The organism is Amycolatopsis sp. NPDC050768 (assembly GCF_040654155.1).
Taxonomy (GTDB): Bacteria; Actinomycetota; Actinomycetes; order Mycobacteriales; family Pseudonocardiaceae; genus Amycolatopsis.
The window spans coordinates 85,878-104,021 of sequence record NZ_JBFAHL010000013.1 but is presented as its reverse complement, the minus strand read 5'-3'; the positions used below and the strand labels follow the sequence as shown (position 1 = coordinate 104,021).

The following is an 18,144-nucleotide window of genomic DNA, read 5'->3' as shown; positions in this document are numbered from 1 at the left end:
AGAAGCTCAGGCCGGAGCCGGTGGCAGCTCCCGAAGCGCCAACGCCCAGTCCACCGCGGCCTCCGCGTGCAGCCGCGTGGTCGGGAAGACCGGGACCGAGCTGTCGGACTGGTCGACCAGCAGCTCGATCTCCGTGCAGCCATAGATCACGCCCTCGGCTCCCGCGAGAACCAGCCGCGCGATCACCTCGCGATACGCCGCCCGCGAAGACGGCCGGACAACGCCGTGCACCAGCTCGTCGTAGATCACCCGGTGCACCAGCTCCTGGTCCACTTCGGACGGAACCAGCACCGAGAGTCCATGTGCCGCAAGGCGTTCACGGTAGAATGGCTGGCTCATCGTGAACGCGGTCCCCAGCAGGCCCACCGAGGAAATCCCGGCGGACAGCACCGCCGCGGCCGTCGTGTCCCCCAGGTGCAGGAACGGCACCCGCAGCCGCAGGGCCGAAGCCACCTTGTGCATCGTGTTGGTGCACAACACGATCACGTCCGCGCCCGCCGCTTCCAAGGCCGAAGCGGCGGCGGCCAGCAACTCCCCCGCCGCCGCCCAGTCACCCGAAGCCTGCAGCGCTTCGATCTCCGCGAAGTCCACGGAGTACAGCACCACCCGCGCGGAGTGGTACCCGCCCAGCGCCGACCGCACGCGCTCGTTCACCAGGCGGTAGTACTCCGCCGAAGACTCCCAGCTCATGCCGCCCAGGAGCCCGATCGTCTTCACGCCCAGAGCTGCCCGTCCAGCCGCGCGGCGGCTTCGTCGAGCGAACCCGCGTACGCGCCCGTGGACAGGTACTTCCAGCCGGCGTCCGCCACGACGAAGGCGACGTCCGCGGCCTCTCCGCGAGCGGCGGCCTTCTCGGCGACGGCCAACGCGGCATGCAGCACCGCGCCCGTCGAGATACCCGCGAAGATGCCCTCGTTCTCCAGCAGCTCACGCGTCCGCCGAAGCGCGTCGTACGCGCCGACGGAGTAGCGCCCGTTCAGCACGCTGGGGTCATACAGCTCCGGCACGAACCCCTCGTCGAGGTTGCGCAGGCCGTACACGAGCTCGCCGTAGCGCGGTTCGGCCGCGATGATCTGCACACCCGGCTTCGCCTCGTGCAGGTACCGCCCGACACCCACCAAAGTCCCCGTCGTGCCGAGGCCGCCGACGAAGTGGGTGATCGTCGGCAGGTCCTTCAGCAGCTCAGGGCCGGTACCGCGGTAGTGCGCGTCGGCGTTGGCCGGGTTGCCGTACTGGTAGAGCATCACCCAGTCGGGGTTCTGCTCGGCCAGTTCCTTGGCCCGTCGCACGGCTTCGTTCGAGCCGCCCGCCGCCGGTGAGAACACGATCCGCGCGCCGTAGGCCTGCAGCAGCTGTTTGCGCTCGGTCGAGGTGTTCTCCGGCATCACGCACACCAGGCCGTAGCCCTTGAGCTTCGCGGCCATGGCGAGCGAGATACCGGTGTTGCCCGAGGTCGGCTCGAGGATCGTCGAGCCACGCCGGAGGCGGCCCTCACGCTCGGCGGCCTCGATCATGGCCAGCGCCGGCCGGTCCTTGATCGAACCGGTCGGGTTGCGGTCCTCGAGTTTCGCCCACAACCGCACGTCGTGGGTGGGCGAGAGCCGGGGCAGCCCCACGAGCGGCGTGCCGCCGAGCGCGTCGAGCAGGGACTCGTAGCGGGCCATGGGTTTAGCGCGCGCCGCCGGCCACGGCGGGCAGGATGGTCAGCGTGTCGCCGTCCTTCACCTCGGCCGCGAGGCCGCCGGCGAAGCGCACGTCCTCGTCGTTGACGTAGACGTTGATGAAGCGGTGCAGCTTCTCCTCCTTGACCAGGCGCGCCTTCAGCCCGGAGTGGCGCGACTCGACGTCGTCGATCACCTCGAGCACGGTCTTGCCCGCCGCCTCGACGGACTTCTCGCCGCCGGTGTGCGTGCGCAGGATGGTCGGGATGGAGACGGTCACGGCCATGGTTTTCTACCTCCGAAGTGGGTTCTGTGAAGCTGACGCGCGGGACGCAGCCCTTATTCCGGCAGCTCAGTCGACGATCTCGACCGGCTCCTCGGTGATCTCGGCGTCCACGATCCGGTACGAGCGGAACTCGTGCGAATCGGGGTCCTTCGTGGAGACGAGCACGTAGTGCGCGTCGGGTTCGGCGGCGATGTTCGCGTCGGTGCGCGACGGGTAGGCCTCCGTCGCGGTGTGCGAGTGGTAGATCACCACGGGCACCTCGTCGTTCGCGTCCATCTCGCGGTAGAGCTTGAGCAGGTCACCCGAGTCGAACTCGTAGAACGTCGGTGACCGCGCCGCGTTCAGCATCGGGATGAACCGTTCGGGGCTGTCGGAGCCCACGGGACCGGCGATCACCCCACACGCCTCGTCGGGGTGGTCACGGCGGGCATGGGCGACGATCTCGTCGACGAATTCACGGCGGATCCGGAGCACATTCGACATCTTAGGTGGTGGACCCACCCTGTCCAGACTGTGAGACCTTCCGCTCAGGCACCTGGTCGGGGACAATTTCAGGCGTGCCTGTACCGCCGAAGGTCCGCGACCGCTGCCTGCCGTTCCTGCCCGACGGCGACCGGATCCAGTACGTGTTCGCCGGCAACTCGCTCTACCTCAACGGGATGGCGGCGCTCTACGGCTTCCTGGTGGTGGTCACCGATCGCCGCGTGGTCGTGCTCGCCTGCGGCCGCTTCAGGCGGCTGCGGCCGAAGTCGGTGTGGGAGGTACTGCCGCGCTCCACGGAGCTCGGGCCGGTGGAGGAACACCCCTCGCTGGGTCCGACGGTCTCGTTCGCGGACCTCGTGCTGGAGATCGACGAGGCCGACATCGTCGCGATCCGGGCCGCCGACCTCGAACGCGACGGCGTGTGGGCCCCGCAGGACCCGCTGCCGGACCTCTAACCCTCGAACGCCTCGGGCCACACGTCCCGGTACGCCGCCACCCCACCGGCCGCGGTGGCCGTGAGCAGCCCGTGGACCATCGCGCGGGCGAACACCCGCGCGGCGGCCGAGCACAACGCGTCGAGCGCCGCCGCGCGCTGCCCGTCGGCGAACGTGCCGATGCCGGCGGGCAGCTCGCGAGCCCCCGTGGCCAGGGCGAAGACCGTGTCGCCGTCGAACATCGTGTGGGCCGGGCGCACGGCGCGGGCCAGGCCGTCCTGCGCCGCCACCGCGAGTCGGCGCGCCTCGGCCTTCGACAGCGCCGCGTCGCACGCGACCACGCCGATCGTGGTGTTCAGGTCGGTCCGTGCCGGTGGCACCGCGCCCGGCCGCGAAGGCCAGCGGACGCCGAACTCGCCCGCGACCTCGTGATCCGCGGCGAACGCGCGCCCGGTCGCGAAGTCCACGGCCTCGCCGCCGGCGTTCACGGCCGCCAGCGCCCCGACCGTCACGCCGTCGACCACCTCACTCGCCGAGCCGATGCCGCCCTTGAGCGACCCGACCACGGCCCCGGTGCCGGCCCCGACCGTGCCCGAGGTGAACGTCTTCGAGGCCGCTTCGCAAGCGGCGTAACCGAAAGCCGCGTCCGGCCGGTTGCCCCAGTCGCTGCGGGGAAGATCGAACAGCACCGCGCCGGGCACGATGGGCACGACCTCGTGCGGCTGGAGCCCGACGGGGAAGCCCAGGTTGCGCTCGGACAGCCAACGCATCACGCCGTCGGCCGCGGCCAGCCCGTACGCGCTGCCGCCCGACAGGCACACGGCGTTCACGCGCTGCACCAGGTTCTCCGGCTCCAGCAAGTTGGTCTCGCGCGTGCCAGGCGCGCCGCCACGCTGGTCGACCGCGCCCGTCGCGCCGTCCGGCACGAGGACCACGGTGGTGCCGGTGGCCCAGCCGTCGCCGAGGCGGTGGTGGTGCCCGACGAGGACACCCGGAACGTCGGTGATCACGCGGTCAGCGCCTGGATCAGCGTCTCCTGCACCCAGGTCAGCCAGTGGTAGACGCCAAGGTGCGGGGCGCGCGGGTCGTCGTCGGGCAGCTCGTCGGGCATGTCCTCGGTGACGTCGAGCGCCGTGCCCAGCGCGAGGCGCACGTCGTTGAGCGCGCCCAGCCACGCGTCGGCCTGCTCGACGTCCAGGTGCACGTCGCCGCCGTCGCGCGGCAGCGTGTCGAGCACGACCTTCGCCACGCCGACCTTCGTCTCCAGCAGCTCGGGCTCGTGCAGCGAGCGCATGGCCGCCGCGGAGTCGAGGTCCTCGCGGGAGGGGTTGTCGGGGTCGAGCTTGTGAAAATCGGGCAGCAGCCGCGAGAGCACCGGGTCGTCGGGCGACTCCGACGGGCCGGTACGGATGCCGGTGAGCTCGGCCAGCTCGTCCTGCGGCGCTTCCTCGGCCCGCGCTTGGAGCATGTCCTCGAGCTGGCTGACCAGGCCGCGCAGCACGGCGGCCTCCTGCTGCTCGAACCCGGCGAGGATCACGTCGCCCTTGCGGCGCCACGCCTTCACGAGGGCTGCTCCATCGTCGCCCACAGCCCGGCGGCGTGCAGCTTCGCCACGTCCGTCTCCACCTTCTCCTTGGACCCCGACGACACGATCGCCTTGCCCTTGTGGTGCACGTCGAGCATCAGTTTCGTGGCGTGGTCCCGGCTGTAGCCGAACAGCTTCTGGAACACGTACGTCACGTACGACATCAGGTTGACCGGATCGTTCCACACGACGGTCCGCCAGGGCTTGTCCTCCTCGGCGACCTCTGCCCCGAGTGGATCAACCTGCGTCTGTTCGGATGCGACAGGCGTGGACATGCACCCCATGGTGTCACGGGGGTCACGGGGTACGCCGCGCCAGGTCCGGCCATGTGGGTGAATAGGCTGGCCCCATGGGTGCACCCGAGCCGGTAACCAGCGCCAGCACGGCGCTGCTCACCGACCACTACGAGCTGACCATGCTGGGCAGCGCGCTGGCCGACGGGACCGCGGAGCGGCCCTGCGTGTTCGAGGTCTTCGCGCGCCGGCTGCCCGACGGGCGGCGCTACGGCGTCGTCGCCGGAACCGCGCGCGTCCTCGACGCGATCGCCGACTTCCGGTTCACCGACGCCGAGCTGACCGTGCTGGAGCAGACGGCGGTGGTCGACGACGCGACGCTGTCGTGGCTGGCCGGCTACGAGTTCTCCGGCGACATCGAGGGCTATCCCGAGGGTGAGCTGTACTTCCCGGGCTCGCCGATCCTCACCGTGAGCGGCACGTTCGCCGAGGCCGTGGTGCTGGAGACGCTGGCGCTGTCGATCCTCAACCACGACAGCGCCATCGCCTCCGCCGCCGCCCGCATGGCCGGCGCCGCGCACGGGCGCCCGATCATCGAGATGGGCGGGCGGCGCACCCACGAGTACGCCGCCGTCGCCGCCGCGCGCGCCGCGTACATCGCGGGCTTCGCGACCACGTCGAACCTCGAGGCCGGGCGCCGCTACGGCATTCCCACGCGCGGCACCGTCGCCCACGCCTTCATGCTGCTGCACGACAGCGAGGAGCAGGCGTTCCGCGCGCAGGTGGACAAGATGGGCCCGGACACGACCCTGCTCGTGGACACCTACGACATCACCGCCGGCATCGAGACCGCCGTCCGCGTGGCCGGGTCCGAGCTCGGCGCGATCCGGATCGACTCGGGCGACGTCGGCCCGCTCGCGCGCAAGGCTCGTGACCAGCTCGACTCCCTCGGCGCGAAGGACACCCGCATCGTCGTGTCCGGCGACCTCGACGAACACGCCATCGCGGCGCTGCGCGCGGAGCCGGTGGACGCGTACGGCGTGGGCACCTCTGTGGTCACCGGCTCGGGCGCGCCGACCGCCGGCATGGTCTACAAGCTGGTGGAGGTCGACGGCCGGCCCGTTGCGAAACGCAGCGCGCACAAGGAATCCCGCGGCGGGCGCAAGCACTCGCTGCGGCGGCACCGCTCCACCGGCACGGCCGTGGAAGAGGTCGTGTGGACGGAGGCATCGGGCCGCCCGAAGCCCGAGGAACACGATCTTGACCTGCAGATCCCCCTGGTGCGCGGCGGCCGCGCGGTGGATGATCTGCCCACGCTGGACGACGCGCGGGCCCGGTTGCGGCGCGCACAGATCAGCCTGCCGTGGGAAGGGCTCAAGCTCTCGCACGGCGAGCCCGCGATACCGACGACGTTTCTGTAGAGGGAGCCGAGAAATGGGAACCGCGCTGATCGTGGTGGACGTGCAGAACGATTTCTGCGAGGGCGGCTCGCTGGGCCTGCCCGGCGGCGCGGCCGCCGCGGAGGCCATCTCGCGCCAGGCCGCCGAAGGGGGCTACGACCACGTGGTCGCCACCCGCGACCACCACGTCGATCCGGGCGACCACTTCAGCGACACGCCGAACTTCTCCACGAGCTGGCCGCGCCACTGTGTCGCGGGCACCGCGGGCGCGTCGTTCCACCCGTCGCTCGACGTCGTGCCGATCACGGCCGTGTTCTCGAAGGGCGAGTACACCGCGGCGTACTCCGGCTTCGAGGGCAAGTCCGGCGACGGCCGGTCGCTCGAGGAGTGGCTGCGCGCCAACGACGTGACCGAGGTCGAGGTCGTCGGCATCGCCACGGACTTCTGCGTGCGCGCCACGGCGCTGGACGCCGCGCAGGCCGGGTTCGGCGTGAAGGTGCTGCTGGACCTCACCGTCGGCGGTTCGCAGCCGACCGTGGACGCGACGCTGGCCGACTTCGACAAGGCCGGTGTCACCTACTCCGGCACCGCGGTGGTGCCGGCCGCGTCCTGAGTGGACGCTCAGCGCGTTCAGGCAGGCGGCTGCGGCGCGCCGCCCTTGCCGAACGGGTTGCAGGCAGCGGTGCCGAGGTAGATGTCACCGCTGGCCGGGCCGCCCTGCGGGAACAGCTGGATGTGCACGGCGTGCGTCACGAGGCTGCCGTCGGCGGGCTGCGGAGTCACGGTCTCGTTGATCGTGACCGCCGCCAGCGCCGTGCCCGCCTCACCGCCGGGAATCAGCACGCGGTAGTTCGCGGGGATCGACGACGGCACGGTGAACCCGCCGACCTCGCCGATCGAGACCGTGCCGCTGCTGCCGTTCTTGGTGGTCGAGCAGCCCGCGGAGTAGGTGCGGACGGTGATCGCCGGGCCGCCGAAGCGCTTGAGCACGTCGGCCTCGAACCGCTGACCGCCCGTCGCCACGGTGGCCACGGTGCCGTTGCGGCCGCACGTGGTGGCGCCGAGGCCGAACACCGCGACGTCGCCGGTGTCGCCGCCGCTGGTGCGCGCGGTGGTGGGACCGTCGGCGTCGCAGCGGGCAAGGTCGCCGGTGACCACGTGCTGGTTGTCGACCAGGACGTCGACGCTGCCCGACGAGCCCCAGCCGGTGGAGGTGGGGCCGTCGGCGAGCGCCGGGGCCGGTAGTCCCGCGGCGGCCGCGCCCAGCAGTGCCGTCGCCGTGACCAAGACCCGTCCGCGCATAACCCGTGCTCCCTTCGACCTGTGGTTGCATCCTCGGCAGCAGGGCACCCCCGCGAAACGTCACAACCCCTACACCACCCGGACGAGTGGTGTGGTGAGGAACGCAACTTGTCGGGGAAACCCGGGGTAACGAGCGTTAGCCTCCTCGAACGTCCGTTTTCGATCGTGGGAGGTCTCCGTGTCGTCGCTGTCCCTCACCGGCCGCCGCCAGGTGCTGGCCGACCTCGTGCCCGGCGCCCTGGTGCGCGACCTGACGCTGGTCGCCGGCGGCGCCCTGCTCACCGGCGTGGCCGCGCAGCTGGTCATCCCCGTCCCGGGCAGCCCGGTGCCGATGACCGGCCAGACGTTCGCCGCGCTGCTCGTGGGCGCCTCGCTCGGCATGCGCCGCGGCGCCGCCTCGATGCTGCTGTACCTGCTCGTCGGCGCGGCCGGCGTGCCGTGGTTCCAGGGCGCGACGTCGGGGCTGTCCGGCGCTTCGGCCGGGTACGTCGTCGGGTTCGTTTTCGCCGGTGCGCTCGTGGGCGCGCTCGCCCGCCGCGGTGGTGACCGCACTCCGCTGCGCACGGTGGGGACCATGGTGCTCGGCAACGTCGTGATCTACGCGTTCGGCGTGCCGTGGCTGATGGCCGCCGCCGGCTTCGACTTCTCGACGGCGTTCGCCAAGGGCGTGGTGCCGTTCCTGATCGGCGACGCGCTGAAGATCGTGGTCGCGGCGGGTGTCCTGCCGCTCGCGTGGGCCGCGGTGGCGCGCCTGCACAAGGAAGACTGAGTGCGCGGCGCTCCGGCACGAGCGGCCCGTTCGTGCCGGAGCGCCAAACCTGTCGGCCCCGGCGGCTATCGTGTATCGCTGTGCCCGCTCGAAGTGATTTCCCCGGCGTCCTCGAACTCCTCACCCATGCTGTGGAGTCCGTGGGCGGAGCCGAGCGGCCGGGCCAGGTGAAGATGGCCGACGCCGTCGGCCACGCCATCCGCACCGGTGAACACCTCGCCGTGCAAGCGGGTACGGGAACCGGGAAGTCGCTGGCGTACCTGGTGCCCGCGATCCGCCACGCGGTGGAGAAGGAAGCCACCGTCGTGGTCTCCACGGCCACGATCGCGCTGCAGCGCCAGCTCGTGGACCGCGACCTGCCGCGCCTGGCGAAGGCGCTGAAGAAGCCGCTGGGCCGCGAACCGACCTTCGCGATCCTCAAGGGCCGCCGCAACTACCTGTGCCTGCACCGGCTCGACACGGGCGCGCCCGACGAGCCCGAAGACGCGCAGCTGTTCGACCCGTTCGCCGTTTCCCGGCTGGGCAAGGAGGTCACGCGGCTGCACGAGTGGTCTTCGGACACCGAGACCGGTGACCGCGACGAGCTCGTGCCGGGTGTCTCCGACCAGGCGTGGCGCCAGGTTTCCGTGACCGCCAGGGAATGTCTCGGCGCGGCACGCTGCCCGATCGGCACCGACTGCTTCGCCGAACGCGCGCGGGCCGAGGCCGGGCGCGCGGATGTGGTCGTGACCAACCACGCGCTGCTCGCCATCGACGCGTTGCAGGGCTACCAGGTGCTGCCCGACCACGACCTCGTGATCATCGACGAGGCCCACGACCTGGTCGACCGCGTCACGTCCGTCGCCACGGGCGAGCTGACCAGCGCCATGGTGTCCGCGGCCGCGCGCCGCTGCGGGCGGCTGATCGACGCCGACGTGGCCGACCGCCTGCTGGAAGCGAGCGACGGCCTCGCGCTGATCCTCGACGATCTCCCGGCCGGACGGCTGGATACGCTGCCGCAGGCGCTGAACGGCGCGATCCCCGCGGTGCGCGACGCGGCGAAGGCCTGCCTGACGGCGCTGGGTTCAGACCGCAAGGAAGACGTCGACGGGGCCACCGCGCGCAAGCTGGCGCGCTCGCTGCTCGAAGAGGTGCACGACACCGCGGCGCGCCTGCTCGACGCGTACGACGAGGATCTGGCGCACCAGCGTGACGTCGTGTGGCTCACGGGCGACCGCTACTCGGCGAACCCGAGGCCGCCGGCGTTGAAGGTGGCACCACTGGGCGTCGCGGGGCTGCTGCGCGAGCGCGTGTTCAACCTCAACACCACTGTGCTCACCTCGGCGACGCTGACCCTGGGCGGCGAGTTCGACACCATGGCGCGGCAGTGGGGCCTGCCGCCGGGCGGCGCGCGCGTCACGAAGGCGCCCGGTACGGCCACGGACAAGGAAGCGCCGGCCGACGAGGACAAGGGACCGAAGTGGACGGGCCTCGACGTCGGCTCGCCCTTCGACCACCGGCGCAACGGGATCCTCTACCTCGCCAAGCACCTGCCGCCGCCGGGCCGCGACGGGCTGGCGGAGTCCACAATGGACGAACTCGCCGGATTGGTCGAGGCCGCGGGCGGGCGCACGCTGGGGTTGTTCTCCTCGATGCGCGCGGCCAAGCAGGCCGCCGAAGCGATGCGCGAGCGGCTCGACTACCCGATCCTGTGCCAGGGCGACGACTCGATGCCCACGCTGGTGCGCCAGTTCACCGACGAGCCGCGTACGTGCTTGTTCGGCACGCTCACGCTGTGGCAGGGCGTCGACGTGCCGGGGCCGTCGCTGCAGCTCGTGGTGGTGGACCGGATCCCGTTCCCGCGCCCCGACGACCCGGTGCTGTCGGCACGCCAGCGAGCCGTGGAAGCTCGTGGTGGCAACGGGTTCCTCACGGTCGCGGCCACGCACGCGGCGCTGCTGCTCGCGCAGGGCACGGGTCGGCTGCACCGCTCGATGACCGACCGCGGTGTGGTCGCGGTGCTGGACTCGCGCCTGGCAACCGCGCGGTACGGCGGTTTCGTGCGCGCGTCGCTGCCGCCCTTCTGGCCCACCACGGATCCCCAAGTCGCACGCGACGCGCTGAAGCGGCTCGACGCGGCGGCGCCCGCGTGACGGCGCGCACAACCCGGGCGGGTACGGTGAAGAGAACGAACACGACAGGGAGCACCGGTTGACCCAGGATTCGTCCAGCGCACGATCCCGGACCGTCAGTGTCGACGACACCGGGGTGCGGCGCCGTCTCGCCGATGGCAGCGAAGAGGCCGTCCAGTGGGCGGAGCTCTCGTCCGTGATGGTCAGAGTGATCCCGGACGGCCCGTGGAACGAGGACGTGTTCTTCATGCTCGTCGGCAACGACGGCAGGGGCACGGCCGTCCCCAGTGGAGACCCGGCGGCCGACGCCCTCATCGAGCGCCTCCAGTCGCTGCCCGGCTTCGACAACGAGAAGTTCATCGAGGCCATGACCACGGACGCCGACCAGGCGTACGTGGTCTGGCAGAGCTGACTTTCCAGCACAGAGCAGAGCCGAGGCCCTCGCGTGGGGCCTCGGCTCTTGCTGCGTCAGGCGGTCGGGAAGGACTCCGTGACGGGGATGGCTTTCTTCAGCGTCCGGCTCACGGTGCACAGGCGGTCGATCGCGCGGTCCACCGCGGTTGCGAGGGCTTCGCGCTGTTCCGCGTCGAGCGAAGACACGTCGACGTCGAAAGTCACGTGCACGCCGTCGAGCTCCGAAGCACCTTCGCGGCGATCAGCCGTGACGCCGACGCGGAACTTCGAGTCCTCGCCGATGCGGCGCGTGATCAGGTTCTCCGCGGTCACGGCGGAGCAGCCCGCGGTCGCGATCTGCAGCAGTTCGGCCGGCGAGAACGAGCCTTCCGCGCCCTTGCGCCCGATTCGCACCTCCGCGCCGCGCTCGTTGCGTCCCACGAACTGGTGCTCGCCTTCGCGCTGCACTTCCAGGGTCATCGCCCGCTCCTCACGACGTCGTCTACTGATCAAAACCGCAAGCGGCACACCGGTGTTCCGCGTCGAGACGCACCGCACTCACGCCGGGTACTGCGCCAGCACCGTGATCGTGCCGGGATCGACCTCGGTGAACCCCGCGTCCCGGACGGCGATCACGCGGTCCTCGCGCCAGCCGGCCTCGGGGTCGTCCACGGGGCACAGTTCCTTCCACCGCGCGGGCGACGGCGTCCGCACGGCCACGCGGTAGTCCTGCGCCGCCCACGCCGCCAGCTCGGCTTCCGACAGCAGGGAGGCCAGGATCATCGTCCCGTGCCCGACCTGCGCGGAGGCCTTGCCGACGGTCATCGGCACCTCCGGGTTGAGCAGCAGCAGCGGCACGCCCTCGGGTGCCGGACCCGGGGTGTCGGGCGGCAGCTCACTGCCGGAGATCTGCAGGCGCGACACCTCCTTCGGCGTCTCGCTGACCAGTCCGGGCACGAGCGCCCGTACCTCGGCGCCGTCGACCTCGACGGTGATGCCCGGCAGGTCGAGCACGGCCTGCCAGTGCGTGCCCCGGGCTCGCCGCGCGACCTTGCGGATGCGGTTGTCCAGCCACGCGTGCATCGGCTCGGCCCATTCGCCGCCGGGCTCGGAGCGTTCGTCGAGGCACACGGCCAGCGCCGCGGCGGCGGCCGCCTCGAGCAGGGGCGTGCGTCCGGGCGGCTCAGCGCGTTCGATGCGCAGGATGACCGGCATCGCGCGCACCTGGGCCGGGTCCTCGTCCGAGGTGTCGGACGTGTCCTCCGCGGGCAACCCGAGCCAGTAGGCGTAGCGGCTGCCCAGCGGCTCCAGCACGTGGTTCACGGCCTGACCAGCTCCAGCCCGTCGGCGGCGTCGGCCGCCTCGACCTCGGCGCGCGTGACGCCCAGGACGAACAGCACCGCGTCCAGGTAGGGGTGCGAAAGCGCGGTGTCCGCGACCTCGCGCAGCGCGGGCTTCGCGTTGAACGCCACGCCCATGCCGGCCGCCGCCAGCATGTCGATGTCGTTGGCCCCGTCGCCGACGGCGACGCACTGGCCCAGCGGGATGCCGTAGTCCTCGGCAAAGCGGCGAAGCGCCTTCGCCTTGCCCGCGCGGTCCACGACCTCGCCGACTACGCGGCCGGTGAGCTTGCCGTCGACGATCTCCAGCTCGTTGGCCGCCGCGAAGTCGAGGCCGAGTTCGTCCACGAGGTGGTCGATGACCTGCGTGAACCCACCCGAGACCACGCCGCAGCGGAAGCCCATGCGCTTGAGCGTGCGCACGGTCGTGCGCGCGCCTGGCGTGAGCTCGATCGAGGCCGCGACCTCGTCGAGCACCGTCGCGGGCAGCCCGGCCAGCAGCGAGACGCGCTGTTCGAGCGACTCGGTGAAGTTCAGCTCGCCGCGCATGGCGGCTTCGGTGATCTCGCGAACCTGCGCCTCGACGCCGGCGTGCGCGCCGAGCATCTCGATGACTTCGCCCTGCACCAGCGTGGAGTCGACGTCGAACACCACCAGCCGCTTCGCGCGCCGGCTGATGCCCGCGCGCTCCACCGCAACGTCCACGGCAGCCGTCGAGGCGGCGTCGGCCAGCGCCGACCGCAGCTCGGCGTCGGCGGCCTCGGTGTCTTCGCGGACCGAGACGTACAGCTCCAGCCCGGTCACCGGGTAGTCGGCGACGCTGCGGATCGAGTCGATGTTCGCGCCGAGGGCGGCCAGCCGCGCCGCGACCTCGGAGAACGACCGCGCCGTCACCGGACGGCCCAGCATCACCAGCACGTGGGACGAGTCCTGCTTGCCGAGGGCGAACGGGTCGGCGCCGATCTCGTCGCCGATCTTCACCTCCACCTGCATGCCGACGGTCGCCATCGCCTGCTCCACGGACTCCTGCAGGCCCTCCGGGTCGCGGTAGACGCCGGCGAGAACCCCCAGCACGAGCTGTCCGCGGATCACGACCTGCTCGACGTCGAGCACGTCGACGTCGTGGCGGGTGAGCACGGCGAACAACACGGAGGAGACACCGGGCTTGTCGGGACCGGTCGTGGTGATCAGGACGGGCGTCTGGGTCACTGGGCTCTATCCCTCGTTCGGCGCTGTGCGAGCACGCTCAGTCTGGCGCGGATGACCGAGCGCAAAAAGGGCGCGTGCCCGGCTTCACACAAGCCGGGCACGCGCCCCGATGATCAAACGGGCTTTTACTGCTCGCCCGAGTTGTCCTTGCCGTGGTCGCCCGGCATGGTCGCGTCGACCAGCTTCTGCGACGGCGCGGCCTGGTGGCGCGGCTTGCCGAAGAAGCCGATCTCACCTTCGGCGTGCATGCGCTCCACCATGTGCGGGTAGTGCAGCTCGAACGCCGGGCGCTCGGAGCGGATGCGCGGCAGCTCGGTGAAGTTGTGCCGCGGCGGCGGACACGACGTGGCCCATTCGAGGGAGTTGCCGTAGCCCCAGGGGTCGTCGACCGTGACGATCTCGCCGTAGCGGTAGCTCTTGAACACGTTCCAGATGAACGGCAGCGTGGACGCACCGAGGATGTACGCGCCGATCGTGGAGATCGTGTTCAGCGTGGTGAACCCGTCGCTGGCCAGATAGTCGGCGTAGCGGCGGGGCATGCCCTCGGCGCCGAGCCAGTGCTGGACCAGGAACGTGCCGTGGAAGCCGATGAACGTCGTCCAGAAGTGCCACTTGCCGAGCTTCTCGTCCATCATCCGGCCCGTGATCTTCGGGAACCAGAAGTAGATGCCGGCGAAGGTGGCGAACACGATCGTGCCGTAGAGGACGTAGTGGAAGTGCGCCACCACGAAGTAGCTGTCCGACACGTGGAAGTCGATGGCCGGCGCGGCCAGCAGGATGCCGGTCAGGCCACCGAAGAGGAACGTGACGATGAAGCCCATCGAGAAGATCATCGGCGTCTCGAAGGACAGCTGGCCCTTCCACATCGTGCCGATCCAGTTGAAGAACTTCACCCCGGTCGGGACCGCGATCAGGAAGGTCATGAAGGAGAAGAACGGCAGCAGCACGGCGCCGGTGGCGTACATGTGGTGCGCCCACACCGCCACGGACAGGGCCGCGATCGCCAGCGTCGCGAAGACCAGGCCCTTGTAACCGAACACCGGCTTGCGGCTGAAGACCGGGAAGATCTCCGACACGATCCCGAAGAACGGTAGGGCGACGATATACACCTCTGGGTGACCGAAGAACCAGAACAGGTGTTGCCAGAGGATCACCCCGCCGTTGGCCGGGTCGAAGACGTGCGCTCCTAGATGCCGGTCCGCCAGCAGGCCGAACAGGGCCGCGGTCAGGATCGGGAACGCGAGCAGGATCAGGATGCTGGTGACCAGGATGTTCCAGGTGAAGATGGGCATCCGGTACATCGTCATACCCGGGGCGCGCAGGCAGACCACGGTGGTGACCATGTTGACCGCACCGAGGATCGTGCCCAGACCGGAGACGATCAGGCCGGAGATCCAGAGGTCGGCGCCGACGCCCGGCGAGTGGATCGCGTCCGACAGCGGGGTGTAGGCGAACCAGCCGAAGTCGGCGGCGCCACCCGGCGTCAGGAATCCGGAAAGGACGATCAGCCCACCGAAGAGGTAGAGCCAGTACGAGAACGCGTTGAGCCGCGGGAACGCGACGTCGGGCGAACCGATCTGCAGCGGCAGCACGAAGTTGGCGAACCCGAAGAGGATCGGGGTCGCGTACAGCAGCAGCATCACCGTGCCGTGCATGGTGAAGAGCTGGTTGTACTGCTCCTGCGACAGGAACTGCTGGCCCGGGCGGGCCAGCTCCGTGCGGATCAGCATGGCCATCGCTCCGCCCGCCATGAAGAAGGCGAACGAGGTGACCAGGTACATGATGCCGATCTGCTTGTGGTCCGTCGTGCGGAACAACCGCAGCAGGTACGAACCCTTAACCGTCTCGCGCGCGGGGTATGGGCGCGTTGCGATCGGCTTGGGGGCTACGGCCGTCACTCCTGCCTCCAACACTGAAACCTTGTGGTGGTCATCGTCCGGGTCGCCGCGGGTCGGGACAGGCCCGATCCGACGGCTAGAGGGATGGTAGCCCTCGCTACCCACCGTCGCTCGCACCGGCTGGTTAGATCACCGCATGGCCGACCCGTACACGGCTTCCGCGCTCCACGCGGCCCTCTCGGCGGCCCGCCGCCTCGGCCTCGCGACGGGGTCGGCCGAGGTCCTCCACGAACGCTCGAACGTGCTGGTGAGACTGGGTTCCGTCGTCGCGAGGGTGCCCGGGACGACACGCTTGCTGCGGCCCGACGCGACGGCCTGGCTCGAGCGCGACGTCGCCGTTTCGCGGCACCTCACGCAGAGTGGTGTGCTCGTCGTCTCACCCACCACGGATCCCCCGGCCGGGCCCCATTTCGCCGACGGGCTGCCGGTGACGCTCTGGCACTGGACGCCGCACGATCCGGACCATCGGCACACGCCGGGAGAAGTCGCGAGTTCACTCGCGACCGTCCACGCGGCACTGCTTGCCTATCCGGGTGAACTTCCCGTGCGCGGGCCCGTCGACGAGCTGCTGGGCGCGCTCGACCGGCACGGCGCCACGATGGACGGTGCCGCGGATTCCCTGCGCGCCGAGGCGTTGCGGCTCGCGGAAGCGCTGCCGGCGGACCGGATCCAGGCCCTGCACGGCGATGCGCACCCGGGCAACGTCATCGCGACCGCGGAAGGGCCGTGCTGGCTCGATTTCGAGGACACCTGGCGCGGACCGCTTGCCTGGGACCTCGCGATCCTGGCGAAACAGGGCGGACCGTCGTTCCTGGCGGCTTATCCGGACGCGGTGGATTCGGCTTCCGTCGAGGCGTGTCTGCGGTTGCGCGAGCTGTTCGTGGTGGTGTGGCGGTATTTGCTCGCGCTGCGCTGGCCCGCGCGGCTCGGCGAAGCGCGGGCGGCGCTGGCGGACTACTTCTAGGCGAACCAGCCGAGGATCGCTTCGACGACGCCCGCCGGGTCTTCGAGCGGCGTGAGGTGCCCGGCGCCGGGCAGGACGACGAGCCTGGCCTCGTCGAGGGCGTCGATCATCTTGCCGGCTTCCTCGACGGGGGTGAGCTTGTCCTCCTCGCCGACGATGACGAGCGCGGGCACGTCGGACTTGCGCAGCACGTCCAGCGAATCGGGCCGGTTGCGCATCGCGCGTGCCGCCCACGCGACCCCGGCAGGCGGCTGCGCGTCGATGAGCTCGCGTACGCGTTCGGCGGGTTCCTGGTTGTGCAGGAGGTTCGGCAGGTTCGCGTCGGCGAGCCAACCCTGGACGCCCTCGGCCTCGGCGCGCTCGGCGACCTTGAGGCGGTTCTCGGCCGCTTCGGGCGAGTCGGGCGTGGCTTTGGTGTCGATGAGCACGAGCCCCGCGACGCGCTCGGGGGCTGCTTTCACCGCCGCGAGGGCGAGATAACCGCCCATGGAACAGCCGCCGAGCACCACTTCGTCGAGTTCCAGCCGGTCGAGCAGCGCGAGGACGTCGCGCGCGGCGTCGTCGAGGCTCGGCTCGCGGTCGGTCTCCGGCAGCGGGCTGCGGCCCAGGCCGCGCTGGTCCGGCGTGATCAGCCGCAGGCGCTCGGCCAGGGGCGCGCGGACGGGGTCCCACATGCGGGCGTCGAGGGGGAAGGCGTGCAGCAGGAGGAGCGGCAGTTCGGTCATGACGGCGATTCTGTCGGACCCCGCCGCTAGCGTGCCGGGTGTGCTGAGGGAGATGCCCAGGAAGATCGAGACCTCGCGGCTCGTGCTGCACCCGTTCACCGAGGAGGACCGCGCCGCCGTCGTCGCCATCCAGACGGACCCGGCGACGCACCGCTTCAACCCGGACCCACCGGACACCCCGACCGGCGACCTGCTGTTCGACTCGTGGCTCGCCCACTGGGCCGAGCACGGGTTCGGGTACTGCGCCGTGCGGGAGCAGGGCGGGGCCGAGGTGCTGGGCCTGACGGGGGTGCGGCTGCGGCTGTTCCGGGGCGAGCGGGTGCTGAACCTGGCGTACCGCTTCGCGCCGTCGGCGTGGGGCCGGGGGTACGCCGTGGAGGCGGCGAGCGCCGCCGTGGAGTGGGCTGAGCGGGAGCTGCCGGAGATTCCGGTGCTGATCAGCGTGAACTCGACCAACGCGCCATCGCTGCGGGTGGTGGAGCGGCTGGGGTTCACGCAGTTCGAGGAGGAGGTGTACGAGGGGGCGGTTTCGCGACATTTCCGCCGGTGAGCTTCGGTGTGCTTCGAGGTCTTAGAGGGTTCCGGCACCGGTTCCCCGGCCGTCACCCGTTGCGGTTTCGGGCTACCAGCGCCGGTTCGGGCGCCGCCGGGCACGGGCGTCCCAGCAGGTGCGGTGCCAGTGGCGGCGGTCGGCGACGGAACCGGTTTCGTCGGCGGGCCACACGACGACGTGGGGCGTGCCGGGCCGGATCTCGTGGTCGCAGCCGGGGCAGCGGTACGTCTTGGTCGCGTGCGAGCCGGGCACGGTGCGCACCAGCCACTCGCCGTCGGGGCCGGACTCGGCGTGTGCCCAGCCGCTGGCCGCGCCGAGGTCGGGCTGCTCGTCACGACCATGCCGGTCTCTGCCGGGGCGATTGTGTCGGGGCACGGGAAACACGTTAACCGGCGGGATCGGTGGGCTGCAGAGCGTGGTCCACCTTGCCGCTCCGGCCTGACCGCGGCCGGCTGATGCGAGCCACACCGCTGGATCTGGTCCGGCCAGATCGGCTTCCGCTCCGACGACGCCGAAGTGGTCCTCGGCCCGGGCGGCTCGATCACCAAACCTCGCGGCGAGATGCACACCATGTGGATCGCCCGACCAGGTCTGCTGCGTGCCAGACCCGGTCGATCTGGCCGGCCTGGCGTGGTGCCGGTCGAGCAGCCCTCGCCGAACGCAGCCACACCGACCGATACTGGTTCGCTCCGCGCGACAAGCGGTTGCCGGCTGGGTATGCCAGGCGTCGAGCGAAGCGGGAGGCCGATCCACGTCGCCGAGTTTCCCGATCGCGGCCTTCGGGGCTCGGATCAGGTT

Annotated in this window: 22 protein-coding genes; 8 read left to right on the top strand and 14 right to left on the bottom strand. The window is 70.9% G+C overall.

All coding sequences use genetic code 11. The features are described 5' to 3' along the window. Positions 1 to 6: 6 nt before the first annotated feature. The 4 genes from AB0H62_RS32910 to AB0H62_RS32895 all read right to left on the bottom strand — a co-directional run bounded on the left by AB0H62_RS32910 (position 7) and on the right by AB0H62_RS32895 (position 2,430). Positions 7 to 717 (bottom strand): aspartate/glutamate racemase family protein, encoded by a 711-nt coding sequence (locus tag AB0H62_RS32910; RefSeq protein ID WP_360590412.1) that lies wholly within the window; start codon positions 715 to 717, stop codon positions 7 to 9. Beyond that, positions 714 to 1,664, bottom strand: a complete 951-nt coding sequence (locus AB0H62_RS32905) for a cysteine synthase (RefSeq protein WP_220243759.1) — start codon at positions 1,662 to 1,664, stop codon at positions 714 to 716. The genes AB0H62_RS32910 and AB0H62_RS32905 overlap by 4 nt, the downstream gene beginning before the upstream one ends. Positions 1,665 to 1,668: 4 nt before the next feature. Continuing rightward, positions 1,669 to 1,947: a MoaD/ThiS family protein gene (locus tag AB0H62_RS32900; protein WP_220243760.1), complete on the bottom strand. Its 279-nt coding sequence runs from the start codon at positions 1,945 to 1,947 to the stop codon at positions 1,669 to 1,671. Positions 1,948 to 2,013: 66 nt separating this feature from the next. Beyond that, on the bottom strand, positions 2,014 to 2,430 hold the full coding sequence (locus tag AB0H62_RS32895) for a M67 family metallopeptidase (protein WP_220243761.1): 417 nt from the start codon (positions 2,428 to 2,430) through the stop codon (positions 2,014 to 2,016). A gap of 74 nt (positions 2,431 to 2,504) precedes the next feature. Here AB0H62_RS32895 and AB0H62_RS32890 point away from each other — a divergent pair, with 74 nt between their 5' ends. Further along, positions 2,505 to 2,885 (top strand): hypothetical protein, encoded by a 381-nt coding sequence (locus tag AB0H62_RS32890; RefSeq protein ID WP_220243762.1) that lies wholly within the window; start codon positions 2,505 to 2,507, stop codon positions 2,883 to 2,885. Here the strand turns inward: AB0H62_RS32890 and AB0H62_RS32885 are convergent. The 3 genes from AB0H62_RS32885 to clpS are packed head-to-tail and all read right to left on the bottom strand — an operon-like array spanning position 2,882 to position 4,724. Then, the gene (locus tag AB0H62_RS32885; RefSeq protein ID WP_360590409.1) at positions 2,882 to 3,874 is read right to left on the bottom strand and encodes a P1 family peptidase; all 993 of its coding nucleotides are present in this window, start codon (positions 3,872 to 3,874) and stop codon (positions 2,882 to 2,884) included. The genes AB0H62_RS32890 and AB0H62_RS32885 overlap by 4 nt on opposite strands. After that, a complete protein-coding gene (locus AB0H62_RS32880) occupies positions 3,871 to 4,428 on the bottom strand; it encodes a DUF2017 domain-containing protein (protein WP_220243764.1) in 558 nt (185 codons plus the stop codon). The genes AB0H62_RS32885 and AB0H62_RS32880 overlap by 4 nt, the downstream gene beginning before the upstream one ends. Further along, complete coding sequence (clpS, locus tag AB0H62_RS32875; RefSeq protein WP_220243765.1) at positions 4,425 to 4,724, bottom strand: ATP-dependent Clp protease adapter ClpS; 300 nt, start codon at positions 4,722 to 4,724, stop codon at positions 4,425 to 4,427. The genes AB0H62_RS32880 and clpS overlap by 4 nt, the downstream gene beginning before the upstream one ends. Positions 4,725 to 4,798: 74 nt before the next feature. Between clpS and AB0H62_RS32870 the strand changes: the two genes are divergently transcribed. Both AB0H62_RS32870 and AB0H62_RS32865 read left to right on the top strand, forming a co-directional pair. After that, positions 4,799 to 6,103 carry a nicotinate phosphoribosyltransferase gene (locus AB0H62_RS32870; protein WP_220243766.1) on the top strand — a complete coding sequence of 435 codons (1,305 nt, stop codon included), beginning with the start codon at positions 4,799 to 4,801 and terminating at the stop codon, positions 6,101 to 6,103. Positions 6,104 to 6,116: 13 nt separating this feature from the next. Continuing rightward, positions 6,117 to 6,695: an isochorismatase family protein gene (locus tag AB0H62_RS32865; RefSeq protein ID WP_220243767.1), complete on the top strand. Its 579-nt coding sequence runs from the start codon at positions 6,117 to 6,119 to the stop codon at positions 6,693 to 6,695. Between the two features lie 17 nt (positions 6,696 to 6,712). On the opposite strand, the gene AB0H62_RS32860 is transcribed toward AB0H62_RS32865, so the two are convergent. Then, entirely contained in the window at positions 6,713 to 7,384 is a 672-nt protein-coding gene (locus tag AB0H62_RS32860) for a hypothetical protein (protein WP_360590405.1), read from the bottom strand. 178 nt (positions 7,385 to 7,562) lie between these two features. On the opposite strand from AB0H62_RS32860, the gene AB0H62_RS32855 reads away from it, so the two are divergent. The 3 genes from AB0H62_RS32855 (at position 7,563) to AB0H62_RS32845 (ending at position 10,676) form a co-directional block, all read left to right on the top strand. Then, positions 7,563 to 8,153 carry a biotin transporter BioY gene (locus AB0H62_RS32855; protein ID WP_220243769.1) on the top strand — a complete coding sequence of 197 codons (591 nt, stop codon included), beginning with the start codon at positions 7,563 to 7,565 and terminating at the stop codon, positions 8,151 to 8,153. A gap of 80 nt (positions 8,154 to 8,233) precedes the next feature. After that, positions 8,234 to 10,285, top strand: a complete 2,052-nt coding sequence (locus tag AB0H62_RS32850) for an ATP-dependent DNA helicase (RefSeq protein WP_220243770.1) — start codon at positions 8,234 to 8,236, stop codon at positions 10,283 to 10,285. A 58-nt stretch (positions 10,286 to 10,343) separates the two neighbouring features. Then, on the top strand, positions 10,344 to 10,676 hold the full coding sequence (locus AB0H62_RS32845) for a hypothetical protein (RefSeq protein ID WP_220243771.1): 333 nt from the start codon (positions 10,344 to 10,346) through the stop codon (positions 10,674 to 10,676). A gap of 56 nt (positions 10,677 to 10,732) precedes the next feature. Here the strand turns inward: AB0H62_RS32845 and AB0H62_RS32840 are convergent, their stop codons facing one another. The 4 genes from AB0H62_RS32840 to ctaD all read right to left on the bottom strand — a co-directional run bounded on the left by AB0H62_RS32840 (position 10,733) and on the right by ctaD (position 15,104). Continuing rightward, positions 10,733 to 11,137, bottom strand: coding sequence for an OsmC family protein (locus AB0H62_RS32840; protein ID WP_220243772.1), 405 nt, complete (start codon positions 11,135 to 11,137; stop codon positions 10,733 to 10,735). A gap of 78 nt (positions 11,138 to 11,215) precedes the next feature. Continuing rightward, positions 11,216 to 11,980 carry a peptidyl-tRNA hydrolase gene (locus AB0H62_RS32835; RefSeq protein WP_220243773.1) on the bottom strand — a complete coding sequence of 255 codons (765 nt, stop codon included), beginning with the start codon at positions 11,978 to 11,980 and terminating at the stop codon, positions 11,216 to 11,218. Next, positions 11,977 to 13,206, bottom strand: coding sequence for a phosphoserine phosphatase SerB (gene serB, locus AB0H62_RS32830; RefSeq protein ID WP_220243774.1), 1,230 nt, complete (start codon positions 13,204 to 13,206; stop codon positions 11,977 to 11,979). Before serB ends, AB0H62_RS32835 begins: the two co-directional genes overlap by 4 nt. Positions 13,207 to 13,331: 125 nt before the next feature. Next, positions 13,332 to 15,104 (bottom strand): cytochrome c oxidase subunit I, encoded by a 1,773-nt coding sequence (gene ctaD, locus AB0H62_RS32825; protein ID WP_220243775.1) that lies wholly within the window; start codon positions 15,102 to 15,104, stop codon positions 13,332 to 13,334. 136 nt (positions 15,105 to 15,240) lie between these two features. Here ctaD and AB0H62_RS32820 point away from each other — a divergent pair, with 136 nt between their 5' ends. Further along, positions 15,241 to 16,068: a phosphotransferase gene (locus AB0H62_RS32820; RefSeq protein ID WP_220243776.1), complete on the top strand. Its 828-nt coding sequence runs from the start codon at positions 15,241 to 15,243 to the stop codon at positions 16,066 to 16,068. Here the strand turns inward: AB0H62_RS32820 and AB0H62_RS32815 are convergent. Further along, positions 16,065 to 16,793, bottom strand: a complete 729-nt coding sequence (locus tag AB0H62_RS32815; protein WP_360590402.1) for an alpha/beta hydrolase — start codon at positions 16,791 to 16,793, stop codon at positions 16,065 to 16,067. The two genes, AB0H62_RS32820 and AB0H62_RS32815, sit on opposite strands and share 4 nt — an antisense overlap. Between AB0H62_RS32815 and AB0H62_RS32810 the strand changes: the two genes are divergently transcribed. Beyond that, positions 16,792 to 17,343, top strand: a complete 552-nt coding sequence (locus AB0H62_RS32810; protein ID WP_220243778.1) for a GNAT family N-acetyltransferase — start codon at positions 16,792 to 16,794, stop codon at positions 17,341 to 17,343. The two genes, AB0H62_RS32815 and AB0H62_RS32810, sit on opposite strands and share 2 nt — an antisense overlap. 72 nt (positions 17,344 to 17,415) lie before the next feature. On the opposite strand, the gene AB0H62_RS32805 is transcribed toward AB0H62_RS32810, so the two are convergent. Next, the gene (locus AB0H62_RS32805) at positions 17,416 to 17,721 is read right to left on the bottom strand and encodes a hypothetical protein (protein ID WP_220243779.1); all 306 of its coding nucleotides are present in this window, start codon (positions 17,719 to 17,721) and stop codon (positions 17,416 to 17,418) included. Between the last annotated feature and the right edge of the window lie 423 nt (positions 17,722 to 18,144).

Excerpts from the sequence above, each read along its gene's own strand:
- AB0H62_RS32860 (WP_360590405.1), bottom strand. The coding sequence starts at position 7,384 with ATGCGCGGACGGGTCTTGGTCACGGCGACGGCACTGCTGGGCGCGGCC.
- clpS (WP_220243765.1), bottom strand. The coding sequence starts at position 4,724 with ATGTCCACGCCTGTCGCATCCGAACAGACGCAGGTTGATCCACTCGGG.
- AB0H62_RS32895 (WP_220243761.1), bottom strand. The coding sequence starts at position 2,430 with ATGTCGAATGTGCTCCGGATCCGCCGTGAATTCGTCGACGAGATCGTC.
- AB0H62_RS32900 (WP_220243760.1), bottom strand. The coding sequence starts at position 1,947 with ATGGCCGTGACCGTCTCCATCCCGACCATCCTGCGCACGCACACCGGC.
- AB0H62_RS32810 (WP_220243778.1), top strand. The coding sequence starts at position 16,792 with ATGACGGCGATTCTGTCGGACCCCGCCGCTAGCGTGCCGGGTGTGCTG.
- AB0H62_RS32905 (WP_220243759.1), bottom strand. The coding sequence starts at position 1,664 with ATGGCCCGCTACGAGTCCCTGCTCGACGCGCTCGGCGGCACGCCGCTC.
- AB0H62_RS32820 (WP_220243776.1), top strand. The coding sequence starts at position 15,241 with ATGGCCGACCCGTACACGGCTTCCGCGCTCCACGCGGCCCTCTCGGCG.
- AB0H62_RS32870 (WP_220243766.1), top strand. The coding sequence starts at position 4,799 with ATGGGTGCACCCGAGCCGGTAACCAGCGCCAGCACGGCGCTGCTCACC.
- AB0H62_RS32815 (WP_360590402.1), bottom strand. The coding sequence starts at position 16,793 with ATGACCGAACTGCCGCTCCTCCTGCTGCACGCCTTCCCCCTCGACGCC.
- AB0H62_RS32865 (WP_220243767.1), top strand. The coding sequence starts at position 6,117 with ATGGGAACCGCGCTGATCGTGGTGGACGTGCAGAACGATTTCTGCGAG.
- AB0H62_RS32840 (WP_220243772.1), bottom strand. The coding sequence starts at position 11,137 with ATGACCCTGGAAGTGCAGCGCGAAGGCGAGCACCAGTTCGTGGGACGC.